The sequence below is a fragment of the Chitinophaga jiangningensis genome (assembly GCF_900142605.1).
Classification (GTDB): Bacteria; Bacteroidota; Bacteroidia; order Chitinophagales; family Chitinophagaceae; genus Chitinophaga; species Chitinophaga jiangningensis.
This window is the reverse complement of record NZ_FRBL01000005.1, coordinates 511,354-528,965: the sequence shown is the minus strand read 5'-3', so window position 1 is coordinate 528,965 and position 17,612 is coordinate 511,354. Positions and strand designations below refer to the sequence as shown.

The window sequence follows — 17,612 nt, the reverse complement described above, 5'->3', positions numbered from 1 at the left end:
CGTACATAACAAACAAAATAAACATCCGTTTGAGCAGCGTGGTTCAAACGGATGTTATTGGTATTTAAAGAGATGTAATTGTTACGTGGGTTAGCCGATATCACAGATATGTACGGCATTTTTGAGTGATGCCAGCTTATCGGTGTGTTTAGGAATGAATTCCTGGGCTACGTAGCCGGTAAAGCCGGTTTCGTAGATGGCTTTCATGATGGCCGGATAGTATAGTTCCTGAGTTTCGTCGATTTCATTGCGACCAGGAACACCGCCGGTATGATAATGGGCGATGTATTGGTGATGATCCTGGATATTGCGGATTACATCCCCTTCCATGATCTGCATATGGTAGATGTCGTACAGCAGCTTGAAGTTTTCGGAACCGAGGGATTTGCAGAGTGCAACGCCCCATGCGGTGTGGTCGCACTGATAATCAGGGTGGTTCACCTTACTGTTAAGCAGCTCCATCACCAGGGTTACGTTTTTCTTTTCCGCGTAACCGATGATGCGTTTGAGGCCTTTGGTGCAGTTTTCGATGCCTTTTTGGTCGGAAAGGCCGTTGCGGTTACCGGAAAAGCAGATCAGGTTTTTAAAGCCTGCTTTGGCGGTAGCGTCGATGTATTCTTTGAAATAGGCTTCCAGTTTTTCGTGGTACTCGGGGTTGTTGAAACCGCGGGTAATGCCCCATTCCGGTCCGTTGCTGGCTACCATGGCGCAGGTGAGGCCATGTTTTTTCAGCACATCAAAGTCTTTGGGATTTACCAGGTCGATGGAGGTAATTCCTATTTGTTTGGCAGCCTGGCAGAGTTCATCCAGTGAGATGTCGTTATAGCACCATTGGCAAACGGAGTGGTTGATTTTTCCTTTCAGTTTTTCTTCCATAACGTTTTCATGTGCCGATACTCTGTTGGCCAATGATGGGATAATAGTGGAAGCAACCGCCATGGTGGCTACTTTCTTTATCATATCGCGGCGTGAGTTATTTTGTGGCATAATAAGTGTTTAAAATACGATTAAAAATAATGGAAATAAATCGTAAATGCAACTACGTATATACGAACTGTAATGCTGAAACTGACTAAAACTGTACCTTTGTGGAAGGTTACCATTTCTGGTAAGTTATTTGTTTATGTATTGAAAAGCGGAGGTTGAATATGGATAAAAAGTATACCCCCAAATTATGGATTTGCGTGGCGCTGGATCTCCTGGGATGCGCCAGTTATGCAGTCCCCGTTTTAGGCGAAGTCGCCGATATTGTTTGGGCCCCGGTAGCTGCCATTATTTTCTACCGCCTCTTCGGCGGCACCTTAGGTTCCTTTGGCAGTATGTTTACCTTTATAGAAGAGCTTTTTCCGGGAACAGACTTCATCCCTACATTCACATTATCGTGGGTGATCAGGCGCATATTTGTTGCGCAGCACCGAAGTAGTGTGGTTTCCAGGTAAAACTGCATTAAAAAGCAAGGCCGTTTCATGCGAAACGGCCTTGCTTTTTAATATTGGAAATACCTGATCAGAATCGGCCACCAGGGCGGCCACCGCCCATTCCTCCGGGGCCCTGGAACATGCGCATGTTACGTTCCATGCCTCTTTCCATTTGGCGCTGTTTGTCGTTACCATTACGATTATTGGACCCGCCAAACCTGTTCAGGAAGTAGGTTACGCTCAGCATAAAGTATTGCTGTAATACATTGGACCGGGTGTCCCTGATAAAGTTATCCGTTACGGAGCGGGATACTGACGCATACTGGCGCAGCAGGTCAAAGCCCTGTAGCTTAACCAGCAACTGTTTCTTAGGGAGGAAGTATTTGGCTACGTTCGCATTCCACAGTGTTGATCCGATATTGTTACCGTCAGATAACCCTGTGCTCATGATATAATTGATATCTGAACCTACCATGAAACCCAGTGGCAGTGTAACATTCACGTCACCGTTAAGCGTATAGTTGAGGTAGTTTGCATTAGAGGATTTAGTGAGAGAATAACGGATAATGTTATACGAAATGCTACCACCTGCGGACAGGTCCAGCCACTCTTTATACATGTAGTTAACGCTGGCGTTTTGTGACAGGTTAATGTTGTTGCTGAAGTTTTTCTGCATATCGTTAAACGACACATCCTTGTTATAGGAGATGTTGGTGCCGGTATTCAGGTTCTGGCCAGGCGTTTTGGACAACGGTATGGAGTTGTGCATACTTGCCCCGATGGTATAGTATCCATTTACGTTTACAGGTGTACTGATGGTTTTACCGGTTACGGAATCATACCTGTTAGCATTGATGATTTTGTTACTTCCGAAATTGGAGTTCATCTGCACAAACATGCCGGTGAAGTTCTGGAAGTTAAAGGTGTTATAGTTAACGCTGATGTTGTTGTTGTACGCTGGTTTCAGGTTGGGGTTACCCTGCTGAATGTACAACGCATCACTGTTATCCGGCACCGGTTGCAGCTGTTGAACGGTAGGCTGAGTGGTTTGACCGCTATAGTTTATTTTCAGTCGTTTGTTTTTGGAGAAGGTATAGTTGAAATACGCATTCGGTGCAAAGTTGACTGTACGTTGTGTAATGGTACTATCTCTTTTTGTCCTGAAGGAGTAGGTATTGTTATCGAGATGATTAAATACTACATCCAGACCAATGCTGTAGTCATATTTGAGTTTTACTGTTCGTATAGCCAGTCCCGTACTTTGGTTGATGGTGCTGTTATCAAAGATGTTACTCAGCGAGTCATTGCGATGGTTGTATTCATCTTTGTTTGCATCGTAATCATATGTAAAGCGTTCTGCATTGCTTTTGTAATGGGTGATACCATAGTTTACTTCCAGGAAGTTATCCTTGAACAAAGGCTCCGAATAGGTGGCCTTTAATGACATGTTACGGCTGTTGCTATTGTTGGTATTACGCTGGTTATATGCGGAATCCCTGCGGGTGCCGTTGTTATAGAATACGGTATTGGAAATAACCGTAGATATCTGGTCGTTAGTGTTATCGTTATAGCCCAGGTTGATGCTGAATGCGCGACCTTTCTTTTTAAACCGCTGGCGGTACAGGAGTTGCCCACCAAAGGTGGAGGTGTTGCCCTGGCCATCATTTCTGGTGATACCACTGTTGATAGTGTCTTTATTGTTGCTTGCCAGAGTAGTGTAGTCGTTGAAAGAGGTGCTGTTGGCATTCGTCAGCGAGTACGTAGGCGTAAACACGATGGAATGGAATGAGTCGATATTGTATTCCAGCCGTACGTTGAAGCGGTTGTTTGCGTTTTCTGTATTAGAGGCGCTGTTAGTGTACTGGTAGTTGGAATAACTGGGCTGAATATTTTGCTGGGTGGTGCTTTGCAGCACGTTTACTTTATTATCATTGAAGAAGTAGCTGCCATTCAGTGTAAGTTTGTCTGTATAGGTTTGGTTAAAGTTTACGCCGGCATTCCAGTTGCTGGTGATGCCTGCCGGCACGCTGGTGCTACCGCCACCACCGAAGCCACCGCCACCACCGCGGCCGCCACCGCTGATTCGCATTCCGCCACCGCCGCCGCGACCAAAGCTCATCTGGCCCATGGGGCTGAATCCGAGGTTATTTACGTTGTTGCCGCCACCGAGTATGGACATTTGCTGGTTTTCGCGGAAGCGGTTTACGTTGGCAGTAAGGCCGTACCGGCTGTCAGTACCATAGCCTGCGGTTCCGCGGCCAAATACGCCTTTACGTTTATCTTTTTTGATAACGATGTTAATCGCTTTTTCTGTTTGTCCGTCATCGATTTGGGTGAACTCAGCCTGGTCGGACTTTTTATCGATCACCTGAACTTTATCGATGATGTTGGCGGGCAGGTTTTTGGTAGCGAGTTTAGGATCGCTGCCAAAGAAAGGTTTACCATCTACCAGCACTTTGGTAACGGTTTGACCCTGTGCGGTAATACCGCCGTCTTTATCTACTGTGACGCCGGGTAATTTCTTCAGGAGGTCTTCCACTACTGCGTTTTCGCGCGTTTTGAAAGCGTCTGCATTGAATTCCAGGGTATCTTTTTTAATAACGATGGGGGGCTTTTCTTCGAGGATTTCTACGCCTTTCAGATCCACGCCGGTATGTTCCATGGCAAGGTTGCCAAGGGCAATGACTTTATTTTCAGGGGTAATGTTGATGGGTTTATAAACGGATTTATAGCCCATAAAGCTAAGGAAGAGGCGATAGGAACCATCAGGGATGCCGCTGAACTCAAAGTTACCTTTATCATCTGAAACAGCGGTATTGGCTACGGAGGAGTCTTTAGAATGCAATAGAACGACAGTGGCAGCGGGCAACGCTTCTTTGGTTGTCTGGTCGGTTAGTTGGCCTTTAATCTTTCCTTGTGACGACTGAGCCTGGGCGCTTAAAACGCCCAAACTCAATACCAGCAAGATTCTTAGAATTTTCTTCATATAGTGAATAACAGGAAAGTTGGAAAGTTATTAATGTTTTTTAGTTCTGTTGTTGCCGCTTACGTAATTTTTCCATCTCTGCCCTGCGTATCTCTCTCAGTTGTTCCGGGGTTACTTTCTGTGCATCTGCAGGCACTGAAAGGTCGGTATCCGTAACGGGTTTAAAGGAAATCTTCTTTGCGGTAAACGAACGTGAACTGCTTTCTGCTGATAATACCACTCCATTGCTTTCAGGCAGCAGGCCGTTGATAGGCGAGTAGCTAAAAGGTAAATCAGTGGTATACCAAACGGTATAAGTATCATCTTTCAGCTTTACAGTGGCCTTTTTGCAGTTGTAACCGGCGATCTTTTTAGTTTTATCACTGCGTTCTGCATTTGGGGCAATCACATAATCTTCCTCAGATAGATACGTTTTCTTTTCGTCTCCGGATGTTGAAAACAGCGTTTCGTACTTTTTATTTTGAAGATCGACCAATTGGCCGCCACCAAAGCCCCTTTGAGGGCCAAATCCGCCAAATCCCCCAGGTCCGCCTCCTGGTCTGCCTTCTCCACCGGGGCCATCAGGGCGCTGCCTGCGTTGCCGGGTGCTATCACCTTCCTGATTTCTTCGGCCGCCGAAGCCCTGGCCGCCAAAATCCGGACGATCGGTAGTTAGTTTGCCTATACCATTGTTGAAAGTGAAATGTTGCTGCAGGGTAATCACATCGGGCACCTCCCCTCCTTCCCCGTTACCACCGCCCTGAAAGCGGGCCATCCGCGATGCATCTATGCGTTGGGTTACTTCATAGTCGATAACGCCTGATTGCTGCGCAAACAGGGCGGAGGAAACCGGCAACAGGGCAGCTGCCATTATCAGTCGGGACATCAGATTCATAATCGCTAATTTTTATATGCAAAATTCTTCATTCGTCCAGTCAATAAGCGTTAAAAAGCATTATTTACTGTTAATTATTGTTAAGGTTTTGGCCGCTTTCCCGGCGGATTAGATAGCTTTGTTGTAACACAACGAATTTTAATGCGCCAACGTATACGAATTATTCTGACCCTCATGATCGTCTGCATCCTTGGAATTTTTCTTTTCCAGGGGTACTGGCTCTATAATTCATATAAGCTCAATCAGGACCAATTCGATAAAGAGATTAACGATGCATTAAGAAATGCCGTCTTTAATCAGAACTTTCAGGACGTCCGCCGGTACATCAGGTATTATGGCAAGGACAAAGATTCGCTTAAAAAGCCCATTAAAGGGTATGTTATGCAGCTGGAAGAGATAGGTATGCCGAGGGAAAACAGACCTCCTTCCAAAGTCAGAATACAACGTATGGAAGAACCCATGCGACCAGGTCATCACGACAGCCAACCGCCCCGCATCTACGCCGATACGCTGGCCCGGCAGGTGTCGGAATACCTGGTTACCAACCATTTCAACGATAGCGCTGCCCTGGTGAAACTGGATTCTATATTCAGGGCCGAATTAAGCAGCCGCCAGATAATACCTAAATATACGCTGGATACCTTTCACATGAGCTTCAGTGGATTTGAAAGAGGCAGTTTCAGAGATAGCATCAGGCGCCGCGAGCCTGGCCAAACCCGCAAAATCCCGTTTAATCCGGGTACCAATCTTTTCGTACAGGCTACCTTTGAATCACCACTGGAATTTATTATCCAGAAAATGCTCGGTACCCTCGTGGCTTCCGTGATATTGCTCGTGCTCACTACCCTCTCTTTCGTATACATGCTGCGTACTATACTGAAGCAAAAGCGATTGTCAGAAGTGAAAAACGATTTCATCAACAATATGACACACGAGCTCAAAACACCTGTGGCTACTGTGTCAGCCGCTGTTGAAGCCTTGCAAAATTTTAATGCACTGAACGATCCGCAGAAAACACAACGGTATCTCGACATATCAAAACACGAACTGCAAAGGCTCTCAGACCTGGTTGAAAAAGTATTGCATATTGCCGCCGAAGAAAAAGAAGAAATAGAGCTCTTCCGCGAAGAAACGGATCTGAATGATATCATCGATAATATCCTTTCCAATCATCAGATTAAGTCCGCTCCTCTTCAGCTACGATATGACAACAATCTAAAACGCGAAACTGTTTACGTCGATAAAACGCATATCTCCAATGCCATCAATAACCTGATCGATAACGCCATAAAATACTCAGGTGAAACACCTGTTGTACACATCCGCGTATGGGAAGAAAAAGGGATGCTTAAAATCCGTGTGAAAGACAATGGTATTGGTATTCCACGGGTTTATCAGGATAGTATCTGGGACAAATTTTTCCGTGTGCCAACCGGAGATTTACACAACGTAAAAGGCTTTGGCCTTGGCCTTAGTTATGTGAAAAAAATTGTGGAACTGCATGGTGGTACCATCAGTGTTCACAGCGAGCCGGACAAAGGCAGTGAATTTACCATCACCATTCCGGCATCTAAATCTGCAATAAAATAAATATGGCAAAAGTATTACTGATAGAAGATGAATGGCAGCTCGGACAAATTGTGAAAGACAGTCTTGAAATGCGTGGCTTTCACATGCTGTACGCCTCCGATGGCAAAGAAGGACTGCAGCTGTTTAACCAGGAGCATCCGGACGTGGTTGTGCTGGACATCATGATGCCCCATATGGATGGCTTTACGGTGACCACAGAAATCAGAAAAGTGGATAAATATACCCCTATCATCTTCCTGACTGCAAAATCACAAACTGCTGATGTGGTAAAAGGCTTTGAATTGGGTGGGAATGATTACCTGAAAAAGCCTTTCAGCATGGACGAACTCATTGTTCGTATCAAGGCTTTGCTGAAGCGCTTCGACGATCAGCCGGTGCGAAACCTGGAGGAAGGTGCGGTGGCCATCGGTCAGTATATGTTTAACTACGCCAAGCAAACACTTACCCGCAATAATAACACGGAATTTATCTCACATCGGGAAGCTGAAATCCTCCGCCGTTTGTACGATCACCGCAATGAGGTAATGGAGCGAAAAGCTGTGCTGCTGGACCTTTGGGGCGATGATAATTTCTTTAATGCCCGCAGTATGGATGTGTTTATTACAAAGCTGCGCCGTTATCTGAAAGATGATACCAAGGTGCAGATAGTGAATATCCGCGGAGTGGGTTATAAGCTGATATTTTAGGCCGTCAGCGCCTCCTGCATGGCAGCGCTGACTTCAAACGTAATGCTTACCCTGGTGCCTTCCGGGGTATTGCTGGCGTCGGCGAGGTCTTCTATTTCAATATTACATTTCGAGTGGAAGGTATTCCTGTAGAGTTCTATTCGTTCCAGGCAAATTTCCATTCCTTTGGACTGATGGGGAGTGCCTGCTTTCAGGTCCACATTACAGCGCAGGGCTGCCAGGTTCCTGCCGATGCCGTTATCTTCTACTACACAGTGTAACAGATTGTCGCCCAATTGTTTCCATCGTACCGCCACATGCCTGTTCCCTTCTTCTTTTGCCATGAGGCCGTGCCAGATGGCATTTTCAAGGAAGGGTTGAATCAGCATACCCGGCACCAGTGTATCTGCCGGGCTGATAGCGGGGTCTGTAAATAGCGTATAGTCGAAAGCCTCGTTGGTACGGAGCCTTTCGAGCTTAAGGTAATGTTCCAGTATTTCCATTTCTTCTCTCAGGGAGATGAGATTGCGCCCGGAGAGCATCAGCACCATCCGCAGGAGTCGTGCAAAGCCGGAGATATACTCCTTTGCTCTGGCGGTTTCGCCGGTGATCACTGCGCTATGGATACCATTGAGGCAGTTGAATACAAAATGAGGATTTATCTGGGATTTGAGAGAGGTCAGTTTCATGTCTGCCAGCTGCCTGCGTAACAGGGAAAGTTCCGTTGTGAGGAAATTACTGCGGCTCAAGGCAGCTTCCAGGTCCACCCTGGTTAGTTTCAGCTGTTGACGATTACGGAAATACAGCACGGCAAATACAGCCATGGCGGCTGTAGTGGATAAAAGTAGAAGGATATTTCGCTCGGCAGACATATGGTGATTTGCGAATGAAAATATACGACTTTTCGGGGTGTTTTTAGCTTTTCAGCCCTGATGCGGGGGCGGCTCCTTCCCGGGGAGGCAGCTCCCGCATTGGCCACCACCGCAGGTAGTGGCCAATGCGGGGAAAAAAAACAAAAAATGTCCTAAACACTTATCTTTGTTGTTTATGGAACAGTTAGTACAGCAAATAGCCACTCACAAGGAAGAAATATTGGGCTTCACCCCTGCCTCTGCAGCGGACCTGGAGCAATACCGCATAAAGTTTCTGGGTACAAAAGGCATTGTGAAAGCCCTCTTCGGGGAAATGAAGCAGGTGCCTAATGACCGCAAAAAGGAATTCGGACAGATTTTAAATGAATTTAAGCAGCTGGCAGAGTCCAGGTACGAGCAGTTTGCCGACCTGAAAGAAACTGCCGGTGCTGTAGCTGACGACATGGACTTCACCCTCCCTGCGGAACCGCATCGCCTGGGTACCCGTCATCCTATCAGCCTGGTGCGCAACAAAATCATTCACATCTTCGAAAGACTGGGCTTTACCATTGCTGAAGGTCCTGAAATCGAGGACGACTGGCATAACTTTACGGCGCTGAACCTGCCAGAAAACCACCCTGCACGTGATATGCAGGATACTTTCTTTATCAGTAAAAATCCGGACTGGCTGCTCCGCACCCAAACTTCTTCTGCGCAGGTACGCGTAATGGAAGAGGGCAAGCTGCCAATCCGCATCATCAGCCCGGGCCGTGTGTACAGAAACGAAACTATTTCTGCACGTGCACACTGCTTCTTCCACCAGGTAGAAGGGCTGTATATCGATGAAAACGTATCTTTCGCTGACCTGAAACAAACACTGTATCACTTTGTGAAAGAGATGTTCGGTGAAAACACCGGCATACGTTTCCGTCCTTCCTACTTCCCGTTCACTGAGCCTAGCGCTGAAATGGATATTTCCTGCTTCATCTGCGGCGGTACCGGTTGTAATGTGTGTAAGCAAACCGGCTGGGTAGAAATCCTCGGCTGTGGTATGGTGCACCCTAAAGTACTGGCCAACTGCGGCATTGATCCGGAAAAATATACCGGCTTCGCTTTTGGTATGGGTATCGAACGCATTACCATGCTCAAATACCAGATCAAAGACCTCCGTCTCTTCTCCGAAAACGATACCCGTTTTCTGGAGCAGTTTCAGGGGACAGTATAAAGTACGAATATGATTCAAACCATCGCAGTATGCGGCGCCGGTACTATGGGCGCCGGCATTGCTCAGGTAGCCGCTTCCAGCGGTTTTTCCACTATCTTATTTGATATCGCACCCGCGATGCTGGACAGGGCCAAAGCTCAGATTGAAAAGAGCCTGGCCCTGGCTGTTGATAAGGGCAGAATTACCCCCGAAAACAAGGCAGAAACCCTGCAAAAACTCCGTTTTACCAGTAATATAGAGGAATGTATCGCCGATGTTATTATCGAGGCTATTATCGAGAAGACGGAAGCAAAAGTATCCCTCTTTAATCAACTGGCAGAAGGTAACCACGCAGATACCATCTTCGCCACCAATACCTCTTCCCTATCGGTGTCCGCTATCGCTGCGGCCATCAGCATCAACCCTTCCAGGGTGGTAGGCATGCACTTTTTTAATCCCGCCCATGCCATGAAGCTGGTGGAGGTTATTTCAGGCACGCAAACTTCCGAAACAGCGGCAGGTACCATCTACACACTGGCGAAACAAATGGGCAAAACGCCTGTAAGGGTGAAAGACTCGCCCGGGTTCATTGTAAACCGGGTAGCACGGCACTACTATCTCGAAGCCATGAAAATTGCAGAAGAAGGAACGGCCGATTTCAGCAGCATTGATCAGCTCCTGGAAGCAGCCGGATTCAGAATGGGCCCCTTTGCCCTGATGGACCTCATCGGCAACGATATCAATCTCGCCGTGTCGCAATCCCTTTACAATGCCTTTGAGCAGGCTCCCCGCTTTAAACCGAATCACCTGCAGGAACAGCGGGTAAAAGACGGTAAGCTGGGCAGGAAAACCGGCATTGGTTTCTATCGTTACGAATAATATCCAAACAAACAGCCTATTTTTGAGCCTGCGATTGTAAAAAAGAAACACTTCACATGATTTTAGTAACCGGCGGAACTGGTCTTTTAGGTAGTCATCTTATTCGTTCACTGGTGGAAGCAGGGAAGCCTGTACGCGCCTTGTACCGTAAGCATCCAGCTGCGGTGCTGCAGGACATCAGAAACAAAATAGAATGGGTGAAATGCGATATCCTGGACGTGATTGAGCTGGAAGAAGTGATGGAAGGCATTGAACAGGTATACCACTGTGCCGGTGTTGTTTCTTTTACGCCGGGCAATAATGAGCTGCGACTGGTAAATGTAACCGGGACCGCCAACGTGGTTAACCTCGCACTGGATGCCGGCGTGAAAAAACTGGTGCATGTGAGCTCGGTAGCCGCCCTTGGCCGTGTTAAAGACGGCATTTATATCTCCGAAGAAAGCGAATGGGAACAGAGTAAAAACAACTCTAAATACAGCGTCAGCAAATATGAAGGTGAAATGGAAGTATGGAGAGGTATAGCCGAAGGCCTGCCTGCCGTAATAGTAAACCCTTCCATTATCCTTGGTGCCGGCAACTGGGCAGAAGGCTCCAGCGCACTCTTTAATAACGCCTACAAAGAATTTCCTTACTATACCAACGGTGTGAACGGTTTTGTGGATGTGCGCGATGTGGTGAAGGCCATGATGATGCTGATGGACAGCCCTATCACCGAAGAACGTTTTATCCTCTCTGCCGATAACTGGACTTATAAAGACCTGTTTACCACCATGGCTAAAGCCATGAATAAAAAGCCACCTATGAAGGAGGCTACCCCATTTATGACGGGGTTGGTATGGAGAATGGAAAAACTGAAACATATGTTTGGCGGTAAATCTCCGTTGATCACAAAAGAAACTGCGCACACCGCCCAGATGAAAGTGTACTATAAAAACGATAAGATCCGCGAATGTTTACCGGGTTTCTCCTTCAGGCCACTGGCCACTACGGTGGAAGAGCTGAGCAAACAGTTTCTGAAGGATAAATCAGCGCAGCAGTAGCGCGCCGATTGCTGCCGCCAGCACTTGCACAGTAGATTCGTCCAACCCCTTACGCACCCATACCCTCGGTGCATCGCCGGGAATCACTGCGGCTACAGATTTCTTCCCCTGCTTAAATACATAACAGAGCTGCTCATACGAATTGGCGGGCCCAAAACGGTTGTTGGCCGTAATACGGATGTCCTCTTTTGCGGTACGTAATATACCGGCAGGTTTGTCCGCATTCAGTTCCATATAGGTGGATGCTTTTAGTATCATTTCCCAGCGACTCCCGGCTTTGTTTGCCGGCACATCAAACAGGGTGTAATACAACGTGGCTTTATCCGACGCTTTAGCCAGGAAATCAGGCAGATCGCTGTTCAGGAAGGCAATATGTGTTACCTCTGCTGCTTGCACGGTAATGGTGTTCCCATTGCTGCTTACATCGAAATGAAATGCTTTACCCGGCGTTTTAATAGTGGGTGCAAGTGCCGGAGATATCCCATTTTTCCGTGAGGAGGTAGTATAACCTCCATAGGTGATGGTTTTTGCGGTAAACCAACCATCGTCAATGGATACACGCCATTGGTTCACGGTGTCGTACAGGTCGTCTTTGGGAAAACGCTGGGCCGCTGCGGTACCTGTAATGAGCAGCAACAATATCGCGATCAGAGAGCGCATAGCATAGCTTTAAAAAAGGCAGAGGAGCACTGAATATGCTCCTCTGCGAATGTAATATTTTGCGGCTGATATCAGGAAAGGTGTTTGATCTTTTCCCAGATTTCCGGAATGCGTTTGATCCAGGCCAGTTCTTTTTTCTTGGTGCGGGCTTCTTCCGCAGGGTAACCGAAGTATACCTTACCACCTTCGAGTGAGCTGGGCACACCACTTTGTGCAAGCACAACAGCGTTTTTACCAATCACCAGGTCTTTCGATACACCCACCTGACCCCACAGGATCACGTTATCCTCGATGATGGCTTTACCACCAATACCTACCTGTGCAGCAAAGAGACAGTTTTTACCAACGATGGTACCATGACCGATGTGAATCATGTTATCCAGCTTGGTACCTTTTCCGATTATGGTATCGCCACTCACCCCTTTATCGATGGTGCAGCCAGCTCCTATTTCCACATCATCTTCCAGGATCACCCTTCCGCAGCTTTCCAGCTTATCGTACATCACTTCCCTGTCTGCCCTTTTCTTGAAGTAAAATGCATCCGCACCGATCACTGTTCCTGCCTGAATGATCACATTATCACCGATCACAGCGTGGTCGTAAATGGTCACGTTAGGATGAATGATACAGTTGCGGCCAATACGCACATGATTGCCAATGAATACGTTAGGTTGAATTACAGTTCCTTCTCCTATCACGGCAGTATCGCTGATGGCTTTTGATGCCGGCTCAAACGGACGATAAAACTTTACGAGTTTTACATAGGCACTGAACGGGTCGTTTACCACGAGCAGTGCTTTTCCCTGCGGACAGTCCACTTTTTTGTTAATGATGATGATGGTAGCTGCAGAATTCAGACTTGCTGAATAGTATTTTTCAAAGTCTACGAAGGAGATATCTCCTGGAGTAACTTTATGTATCTCGTTGATGCCGGTGGCCATCAACTGGCTGTTACCAACCAGCTCCGCGCCTATCATGTTTGCGATTTCCGTTACGGCAACAGGTGCTTCGAACTTCATATGAACTGAATTATAGAATATGTTTTAAAGAGAAACAAAGGTAGTAAATCGGAGATTGTAATGTAGTTTTTCAGACAGGAAGTTGAAGATGCATTCTGTTGTTATCCACAATTATTTTAGTAGTGTGAATAAAATTTTTTGTAAATTTTTTCTTTTGTCATGAAATTATTTTTAATATTGTGTAGGGAATTTTGTTTCCCTGTACTTACTAACCCATTCACATAATAAGAAAGTCTGATTGTCTACACGGTCAGACTTTTTTTATTGCCTCTGAAAACCGCTGCAGCACTGCGTTTCATCCGGCACACTTTTTTCGCTTCTCTTTTTGCTCACTATTACTTCACCTGATTTTCCGGATTAGTGGAAAGTTGAACCCGCCGGTGGATAACTCACAAAATTTGATTTTTGGGGAGATATGGATGCCGGGCAGCCCGATTTTTTTCTTATTCTGAAAAATCGGGCTTATCCGGGAGCTTATGTCAGGATTATATAGCGCTGCTGAAGAGTTGTGATGCGGGTAACTTACGCCATAATCTCGCATCAAATGCCATGCAGATATTTCTTATAAACGTTCTGCCATGGGGCGTTACAGCTACCTTGCCAGGGAGTACATTTACCAGTCCGTCCCTTTCCAGTTCCTGTAATCTTTCTATACCATCCACAATAGCATCGCACTGCGTATCTGCTTTATGCCAGCTGGTGGAAAAGTTGCACATCAGGTCGTGTATATGCCCGCGAATCAGCAAGTCCTCCTGGTTGAGTAAATGGCCTCGTACCACCGGAAACTCACCGCGATTTACTTTCTCCTGGTACGCCGCAGTGTTCTTTTCGTTTTGTACATAGGCATACCAGTTATCACCGATAGAAGATGCTCCCAAACCTATCAGTAAGGAAGTGTGCAACACAGTATAACCCATGAAGTTACGGTGTAGCGTACCATTGTTCCACGCATGAAATAACTCGTCGTCAGGCAGCGCAAAATGATCCATTCCGATCTCGGTATATCCTGCTGCTACAAACAATTCCTTACCGGTTTCATACAGCCTGCGCTTCTCTCCTTCTTTCGGCAGATCAGCCTCATCATATTTGCGTTGTCCCACTCCTTTGATCCAGGGCACATGTGCATAACTGTAAAAAGAAATTCTGTCGGGGCGCAACAACATTACCTTGTTGATGGTGTTCTCCACACTTTCTACTGTTTGCAGCGGCAATCCATAGATCAGGTCAACATTCACAGAAGTAAAACCAATCGCTCTTGCCTGCTGCATCACTGACTCCACCGTTTCAAAATCCTGTACGCGGTTGATCACCTCCTGCACCTTCGGATCAAAGTCCTGAATACCCAGACTAATCCTTCGGAAGCCCAGTTGATGGAGTAATGCTAAATGGGCTTTGGTAGTATTGCCTGGATGACCTTCAAAACTGAGTGCTGCATCAGGCAGTAGCTCGGCATTTTCAAACAGCCCATGCATCAGTTGACCGAGGTGTTCCGCACTGAAAAAAGTAGGAGTACCACCACCCAGGTGCACTTCCCTGATTTTAGGCTTACCACCGAAGGTATCGGTGTAGAGTTTCCATTCTTTCAGTAATGCGGTGATATAAGGTTCTTCCACGCTGTGGTTTACCGTAATGTGTTTGTTACAACCGCAATAGGTACATAGTTTTTCACAGAAAGGAAGATGTATGTAAATGCTGATGCCTTCTTTGTTGTTTGATTCGTTGAATGAGCGCTGAAGCAAAGCCTTCCATTGGTCCAGGTTGAAGCCGGATTCATCCCAGTAGGGAACGGTGGGGTAACTGGTATATCGTGGCGCTGCCACATTGTATTTCTGTAGTAGGCTCATTGGTTCATGGTTTTTGACAGTGAATAAATTCAGTGGGTGCCTGTTCGTTTAACCGGGGGCTGATATACGGTATGCCCAGGTTCATGCCGCGCATGAGGAGCATTATTGCCATAATCGCCACCATAATGGGTATAAGTTTGCGCATTTTATTACGGATGCCCAGGCTGAGCAGATGTCCGAACCACCCGGCTGCTACCATGGCAGGCAGGGTTCCGGCGCCGAATGCTGTCATGAAAAGCATTCCCTTTTCTACAGTGCCCGTAGATGCAGCGCCGGCGATTCCCATGTATACTAACCCGCAGGGTAACAAACCATTTAGCACACCTATGGTGAAGAGCGTATGAAAACGTTGCGCAACAAGTAATTTCCCGAGGTATGATTTAACAGCCGCTGTAAAAATACCGGGGGCGGATAATCGAAGTTTACGGTGAGTGGTGAGGTATTGCAGCAATAGGCCGAATAAGAGGATCAGCCCCGCCGTAACGGACAGCCATTGCTGGAAGCCTGCGAGGGACACCTGCTGCCCGAGCCAGCCGAATACGAGCCCTAAAACAGCATAGGTGCATATCCTCCCGGCATTGTATAGCAGGATGCCACCCATTTTTTTGCCGCCTTCCAGGTGCCTCACCGGAACGGTCAGCGCAATTGGCCCGCACATTCCCACACAGTGGAAACTTCCGGCAAGGCCAATCAGGAAGGCAGTGAGTGTAAACATGTGCGATTAATTGATGTGTATAACCTGTTCTTGGTAGTAGGGTTTGTTGTTCATTTCCCAGCTCACCTTTACGCGGTAGTTGCCACGGATGAATTTTTCTCTTCCAACTATCTGAGTACCAGTGCCATCAGGATTTAGCGGCACGCTAAAATCTTTGCCGGAATCTGATGGTCTGTAGAAGTTCACCGTACCGGTTAGCGGCGTACCCACCAGCTCCTGTGGCACTTGTATGGCGACTGCTGCTGCCGGCTGTGTTATTTTTACAAGAGATGAAAGGCTACCGGCATTGGTACGTCCTTCGATCACTTCCTGGTATTTCAGTTCTTCACTGTAGTAATCTTTGGTTACCATGTCGATTTTAGTACGCATGCTTTTGGTAACCAGTGTGAGTATGCCTGCGGCAAACAACACAAAAACGATAATGATGCTATGTCCCCAGTTCATGATAAATAATTGAAATTGTGTATGATAGCTACTATTCCATTGGTCCGGAGAACGTAGTGGAAATGGTGGCTATTTTTTGATGTTGTTGATAAAGTCCTACTTTAATGTTCGACTTCCTTCCATGCACTTCGGTACGTGGCAGCACGATAAAGAAGGTCCCTTCTCCTTGTCCCTCCGGTTTTACGGCAATGTTTTCTTTCCCTATCATTTCTATTTTACCGCCTTCATCTTCCAGCTGAAGACGGAGCGGTATTTCCGCAGTGGTTTTGTTAATAAGTTTGATACGATAGAGGTTGGAGATACTGTCGGTTCCCCGTTCCTGATACAGCATACCCGCGGTGCGGATAATCGTGCCCGTTACCGGCTTGCGGCTGCCGAGCATAAAGGTGATGGCCCCCAGTATCAGCACCAGTACGGCACTGTATACTTTCATGCGGGGGGTAAAGTGCAGCTTCTCTTTGTTGGCAATGCCATTTTCAGAGGCATAACGGATAAGTCCACGGGGACGCCCTGTTTTCTCCATCATAAAATCACAGGCATCAATACAGGCGGTACAGCTAACACATTCCAGTTGAGTACCGTTCCGTATATCTATCCCCGTTGGACAAACCCTTACGCACTGCATGCAATCAATACAGTCGCCCCTATCATGATTCCCATTTTTGGTGTATTTGCCGCGGGGTTCTCCCCGGTTGTAATCGTAGGCCACGATTACTGAGTTTTTGTCCAGTAAAACGCCTTGCAGGCGGCCGTATGGGCATATAATGGTGCATACCTGCTCCCGCATAAACGCGTATACGCCGTAAAACACGCCAGAAAACACCAGGATGGCAATAAAGCCACCGGTATGTTCTTCGAAAGGGCCGGTAATTATTTTCCCCAGTGCTTTGGCACCGATGATATAAGCCAGAAAGATGTTGGCAATGAGGAAGGAGAGTCCGTAAAATACCAGGTGTTTGGCGGTTTTACGCAGCATTTTTTCGGTATTCCACGGTGCTTTGGCGAGCTGCTGTTGTTTTGCCGCGCTGCCTTCTATCCAATACTCCAGCCTGCGGAACATCATTTCCATGAAAATGGTCTGCGGACATGCCCATCCGCAGAAGAGCCGCCCGAAGGCCATGGTAAACAGTACAATAAACAATATAAAAGCCAGCATGGCGAGCCCGAAGATGAAGAAATCCTGCGGCCAGAAAATGACGCCGAAGAGGATGAACTTCCCTTCCAGCACGTTGAGCATAAACAAGGGCCTGCCATTTATGGAAATAAACGGCAGGCTGAAAAATGCAATGAAATAGAAAATGCTGAGTAAAGTGCGGACGTTATAGAAACGGCCTTCGGGCTGCTTCGCAAAAATCCACTTGCGCTTTCCTTGTTTATCAACTGTGGCTATGCTATCTCTGAATGTCGTACTGCCTTCCATCTG

16 protein-coding genes are annotated in these 17,612 nt (G+C 46.9%); 6 read left to right on the top strand and 10 right to left on the bottom strand.

Going from position 1 to position 17,612, the window contains the following annotated elements:
* Positions 1-90: 90 nt before the first annotated feature.
* Entirely contained in the window at positions 91-987 is an 897-nt protein-coding gene (locus BUB18_RS15060; RefSeq protein ID WP_073082510.1) for a hydroxypyruvate isomerase family protein, read from the bottom strand.
* A 161-nt stretch (positions 988-1,148) separates the two neighbouring features.
* Between BUB18_RS15060 and BUB18_RS15055 the strand changes: the two genes are divergently transcribed.
* Entirely contained in the window at positions 1,149-1,439 is a 291-nt protein-coding gene (locus tag BUB18_RS15055) for a hypothetical protein (protein ID WP_073082508.1), read from the top strand.
* A 67-nt stretch (positions 1,440-1,506) separates the two neighbouring features.
* Here BUB18_RS15055 and BUB18_RS15050 read toward each other — a convergent pair whose 3' ends face one another.
* Together BUB18_RS15050 and BUB18_RS15045 are read right to left on the bottom strand one after the other, a co-directional pair.
* Positions 1,507-4,404, bottom strand: coding sequence for a TonB-dependent receptor (locus BUB18_RS15050; protein ID WP_083550042.1), 2,898 nt, complete (start codon positions 4,402-4,404; stop codon positions 1,507-1,509).
* 40 nt (positions 4,405-4,444) lie between these two features.
* On the bottom strand, positions 4,445-5,278 hold the full coding sequence (locus BUB18_RS15045; protein ID WP_073082504.1) for a GLPGLI family protein: 834 nt from the start codon (positions 5,276-5,278) through the stop codon (positions 4,445-4,447).
* 141 nt (positions 5,279-5,419) lie between these two features.
* Between BUB18_RS15045 and BUB18_RS15040 the strand changes: the two genes are divergently transcribed.
* Complete coding sequence (locus tag BUB18_RS15040; protein ID WP_073082501.1) at positions 5,420-6,868, top strand: sensor histidine kinase; 1,449 nt, start codon at positions 5,420-5,422, stop codon at positions 6,866-6,868.
* 2 nt (positions 6,869-6,870) lie between these two features.
* Positions 6,871-7,554, top strand: coding sequence for a response regulator transcription factor (locus tag BUB18_RS15035; RefSeq protein ID WP_073082499.1), 684 nt, complete (start codon positions 6,871-6,873; stop codon positions 7,552-7,554).
* Here BUB18_RS15035 and BUB18_RS15030 read toward each other — a convergent pair.
* Positions 7,551-8,405 (bottom strand): sensor histidine kinase, encoded by an 855-nt coding sequence (locus tag BUB18_RS15030; protein ID WP_083550039.1) that lies wholly within the window; start codon positions 8,403-8,405, stop codon positions 7,551-7,553. The two genes, BUB18_RS15035 and BUB18_RS15030, sit on opposite strands and share 4 nt — an antisense overlap.
* Before the next feature lie 175 nt (positions 8,406-8,580).
* Here BUB18_RS15030 and pheS point away from each other — a divergent pair, with 175 nt between their 5' ends.
* From pheS to BUB18_RS15015, 3 genes are read left to right on the top strand one after another with little or no spacing between them, the layout of a single operon-like run.
* Positions 8,581-9,609: a phenylalanine--tRNA ligase subunit alpha gene (pheS, locus tag BUB18_RS15025; protein ID WP_073082493.1), complete on the top strand. Its 1,029-nt coding sequence runs from the start codon at positions 8,581-8,583 to the stop codon at positions 9,607-9,609.
* A 9-nt stretch (positions 9,610-9,618) separates the two neighbouring features.
* Entirely contained in the window at positions 9,619-10,467 is an 849-nt protein-coding gene (locus BUB18_RS15020; protein WP_073082491.1) for a 3-hydroxyacyl-CoA dehydrogenase NAD-binding domain-containing protein, read from the top strand.
* 56 nt (positions 10,468-10,523) lie between these two features.
* Positions 10,524-11,507, top strand: a complete 984-nt coding sequence (locus BUB18_RS15015; protein ID WP_073082488.1) for an NAD-dependent epimerase/dehydratase family protein — start codon at positions 10,524-10,526, stop codon at positions 11,505-11,507.
* On the opposite strand, the gene BUB18_RS15010 is transcribed toward BUB18_RS15015, so the two are convergent.
* The 6 genes from BUB18_RS15010 to ccoG form a co-directional block, all read right to left on the bottom strand.
* Entirely contained in the window at positions 11,493-12,167 is a 675-nt protein-coding gene (locus BUB18_RS15010) for a hypothetical protein (protein WP_073082485.1), read from the bottom strand. The genes BUB18_RS15015 and BUB18_RS15010 overlap by 15 nt on opposite strands.
* 71 nt (positions 12,168-12,238) lie before the next feature.
* On the bottom strand, positions 12,239-13,186 hold the full coding sequence (locus tag BUB18_RS15005) for a UDP-3-O-(3-hydroxymyristoyl)glucosamine N-acyltransferase (protein WP_073082483.1): 948 nt from the start codon (positions 13,184-13,186) through the stop codon (positions 12,239-12,241).
* 485 nt (positions 13,187-13,671) lie between these two features.
* On the bottom strand, positions 13,672-15,030 hold the full coding sequence (hemN, locus tag BUB18_RS15000; RefSeq protein WP_073082480.1) for an oxygen-independent coproporphyrinogen III oxidase: 1,359 nt from the start codon (positions 15,028-15,030) through the stop codon (positions 13,672-13,674).
* 4 nt (positions 15,031-15,034) lie between these two features.
* Positions 15,035-15,745, bottom strand: a complete 711-nt coding sequence (locus BUB18_RS14995) for a sulfite exporter TauE/SafE family protein (RefSeq protein ID WP_073082477.1) — start codon at positions 15,743-15,745, stop codon at positions 15,035-15,037.
* 6 nt (positions 15,746-15,751) lie between these two features.
* Positions 15,752-16,189: a FixH family protein gene (locus BUB18_RS14990; protein ID WP_073082475.1), complete on the bottom strand. Its 438-nt coding sequence runs from the start codon at positions 16,187-16,189 to the stop codon at positions 15,752-15,754.
* A 31-nt stretch (positions 16,190-16,220) separates the two neighbouring features.
* Positions 16,221-17,609, bottom strand: a complete 1,389-nt coding sequence (gene ccoG / locus BUB18_RS14985; protein WP_073082472.1) for a cytochrome c oxidase accessory protein CcoG — start codon at positions 17,607-17,609, stop codon at positions 16,221-16,223.
* Positions 17,610-17,612: the final 3 nt, after the last annotated feature.

Bases quoted from the DNA above. Each gene is read 5' to 3' on its own strand.
- BUB18_RS15060 (WP_073082510.1), bottom strand. From the start codon at position 987: ATGCCACAAAATAACTCACGCCGCGATATGATAAAGAAAGTAGCCACC.
- BUB18_RS15055 (WP_073082508.1), top strand. From the start codon at position 1,149: ATGGATAAAAAGTATACCCCCAAATTATGGATTTGCGTGGCGCTGGAT.
- BUB18_RS15050 (WP_083550042.1), bottom strand. From the start codon at position 4,404: ATGAAGAAAATTCTAAGAATCTTGCTGGTATTGAGTTTGGGCGTTTTA.
- BUB18_RS15045 (WP_073082504.1), bottom strand. From the start codon at position 5,278: ATGAATCTGATGTCCCGACTGATAATGGCAGCTGCCCTGTTGCCGGTT.
- BUB18_RS15040 (WP_073082501.1), top strand. From the start codon at position 5,420: ATGCGCCAACGTATACGAATTATTCTGACCCTCATGATCGTCTGCATC.
- BUB18_RS15035 (WP_073082499.1), top strand. From the start codon at position 6,871: ATGGCAAAAGTATTACTGATAGAAGATGAATGGCAGCTCGGACAAATT.
- BUB18_RS15030 (WP_083550039.1), bottom strand. From the start codon at position 8,405: ATGTCTGCCGAGCGAAATATCCTTCTACTTTTATCCACTACAGCCGCC.
- pheS (WP_073082493.1), top strand. From the start codon at position 8,581: ATGGAACAGTTAGTACAGCAAATAGCCACTCACAAGGAAGAAATATTG.
- BUB18_RS15020 (WP_073082491.1), top strand. From the start codon at position 9,619: ATGATTCAAACCATCGCAGTATGCGGCGCCGGTACTATGGGCGCCGGC.
- BUB18_RS15015 (WP_073082488.1), top strand. From the start codon at position 10,524: ATGATTTTAGTAACCGGCGGAACTGGTCTTTTAGGTAGTCATCTTATT.
- BUB18_RS15010 (WP_073082485.1), bottom strand. From the start codon at position 12,167: ATGCGCTCTCTGATCGCGATATTGTTGCTGCTCATTACAGGTACCGCA.
- BUB18_RS15005 (WP_073082483.1), bottom strand. From the start codon at position 13,186: ATGAAGTTCGAAGCACCTGTTGCCGTAACGGAAATCGCAAACATGATA.
- hemN (WP_073082480.1), bottom strand. From the start codon at position 15,030: ATGAGCCTACTACAGAAATACAATGTGGCAGCGCCACGATATACCAGT.
- BUB18_RS14995 (WP_073082477.1), bottom strand. From the start codon at position 15,745: ATGTTTACACTCACTGCCTTCCTGATTGGCCTTGCCGGAAGTTTCCAC.
- BUB18_RS14990 (WP_073082475.1), bottom strand. From the start codon at position 16,189: ATGAACTGGGGACATAGCATCATTATCGTTTTTGTGTTGTTTGCCGCA.
- ccoG (WP_073082472.1), bottom strand. From the start codon at position 17,609: ATGGAAGGCAGTACGACATTCAGAGATAGCATAGCCACAGTTGATAAA.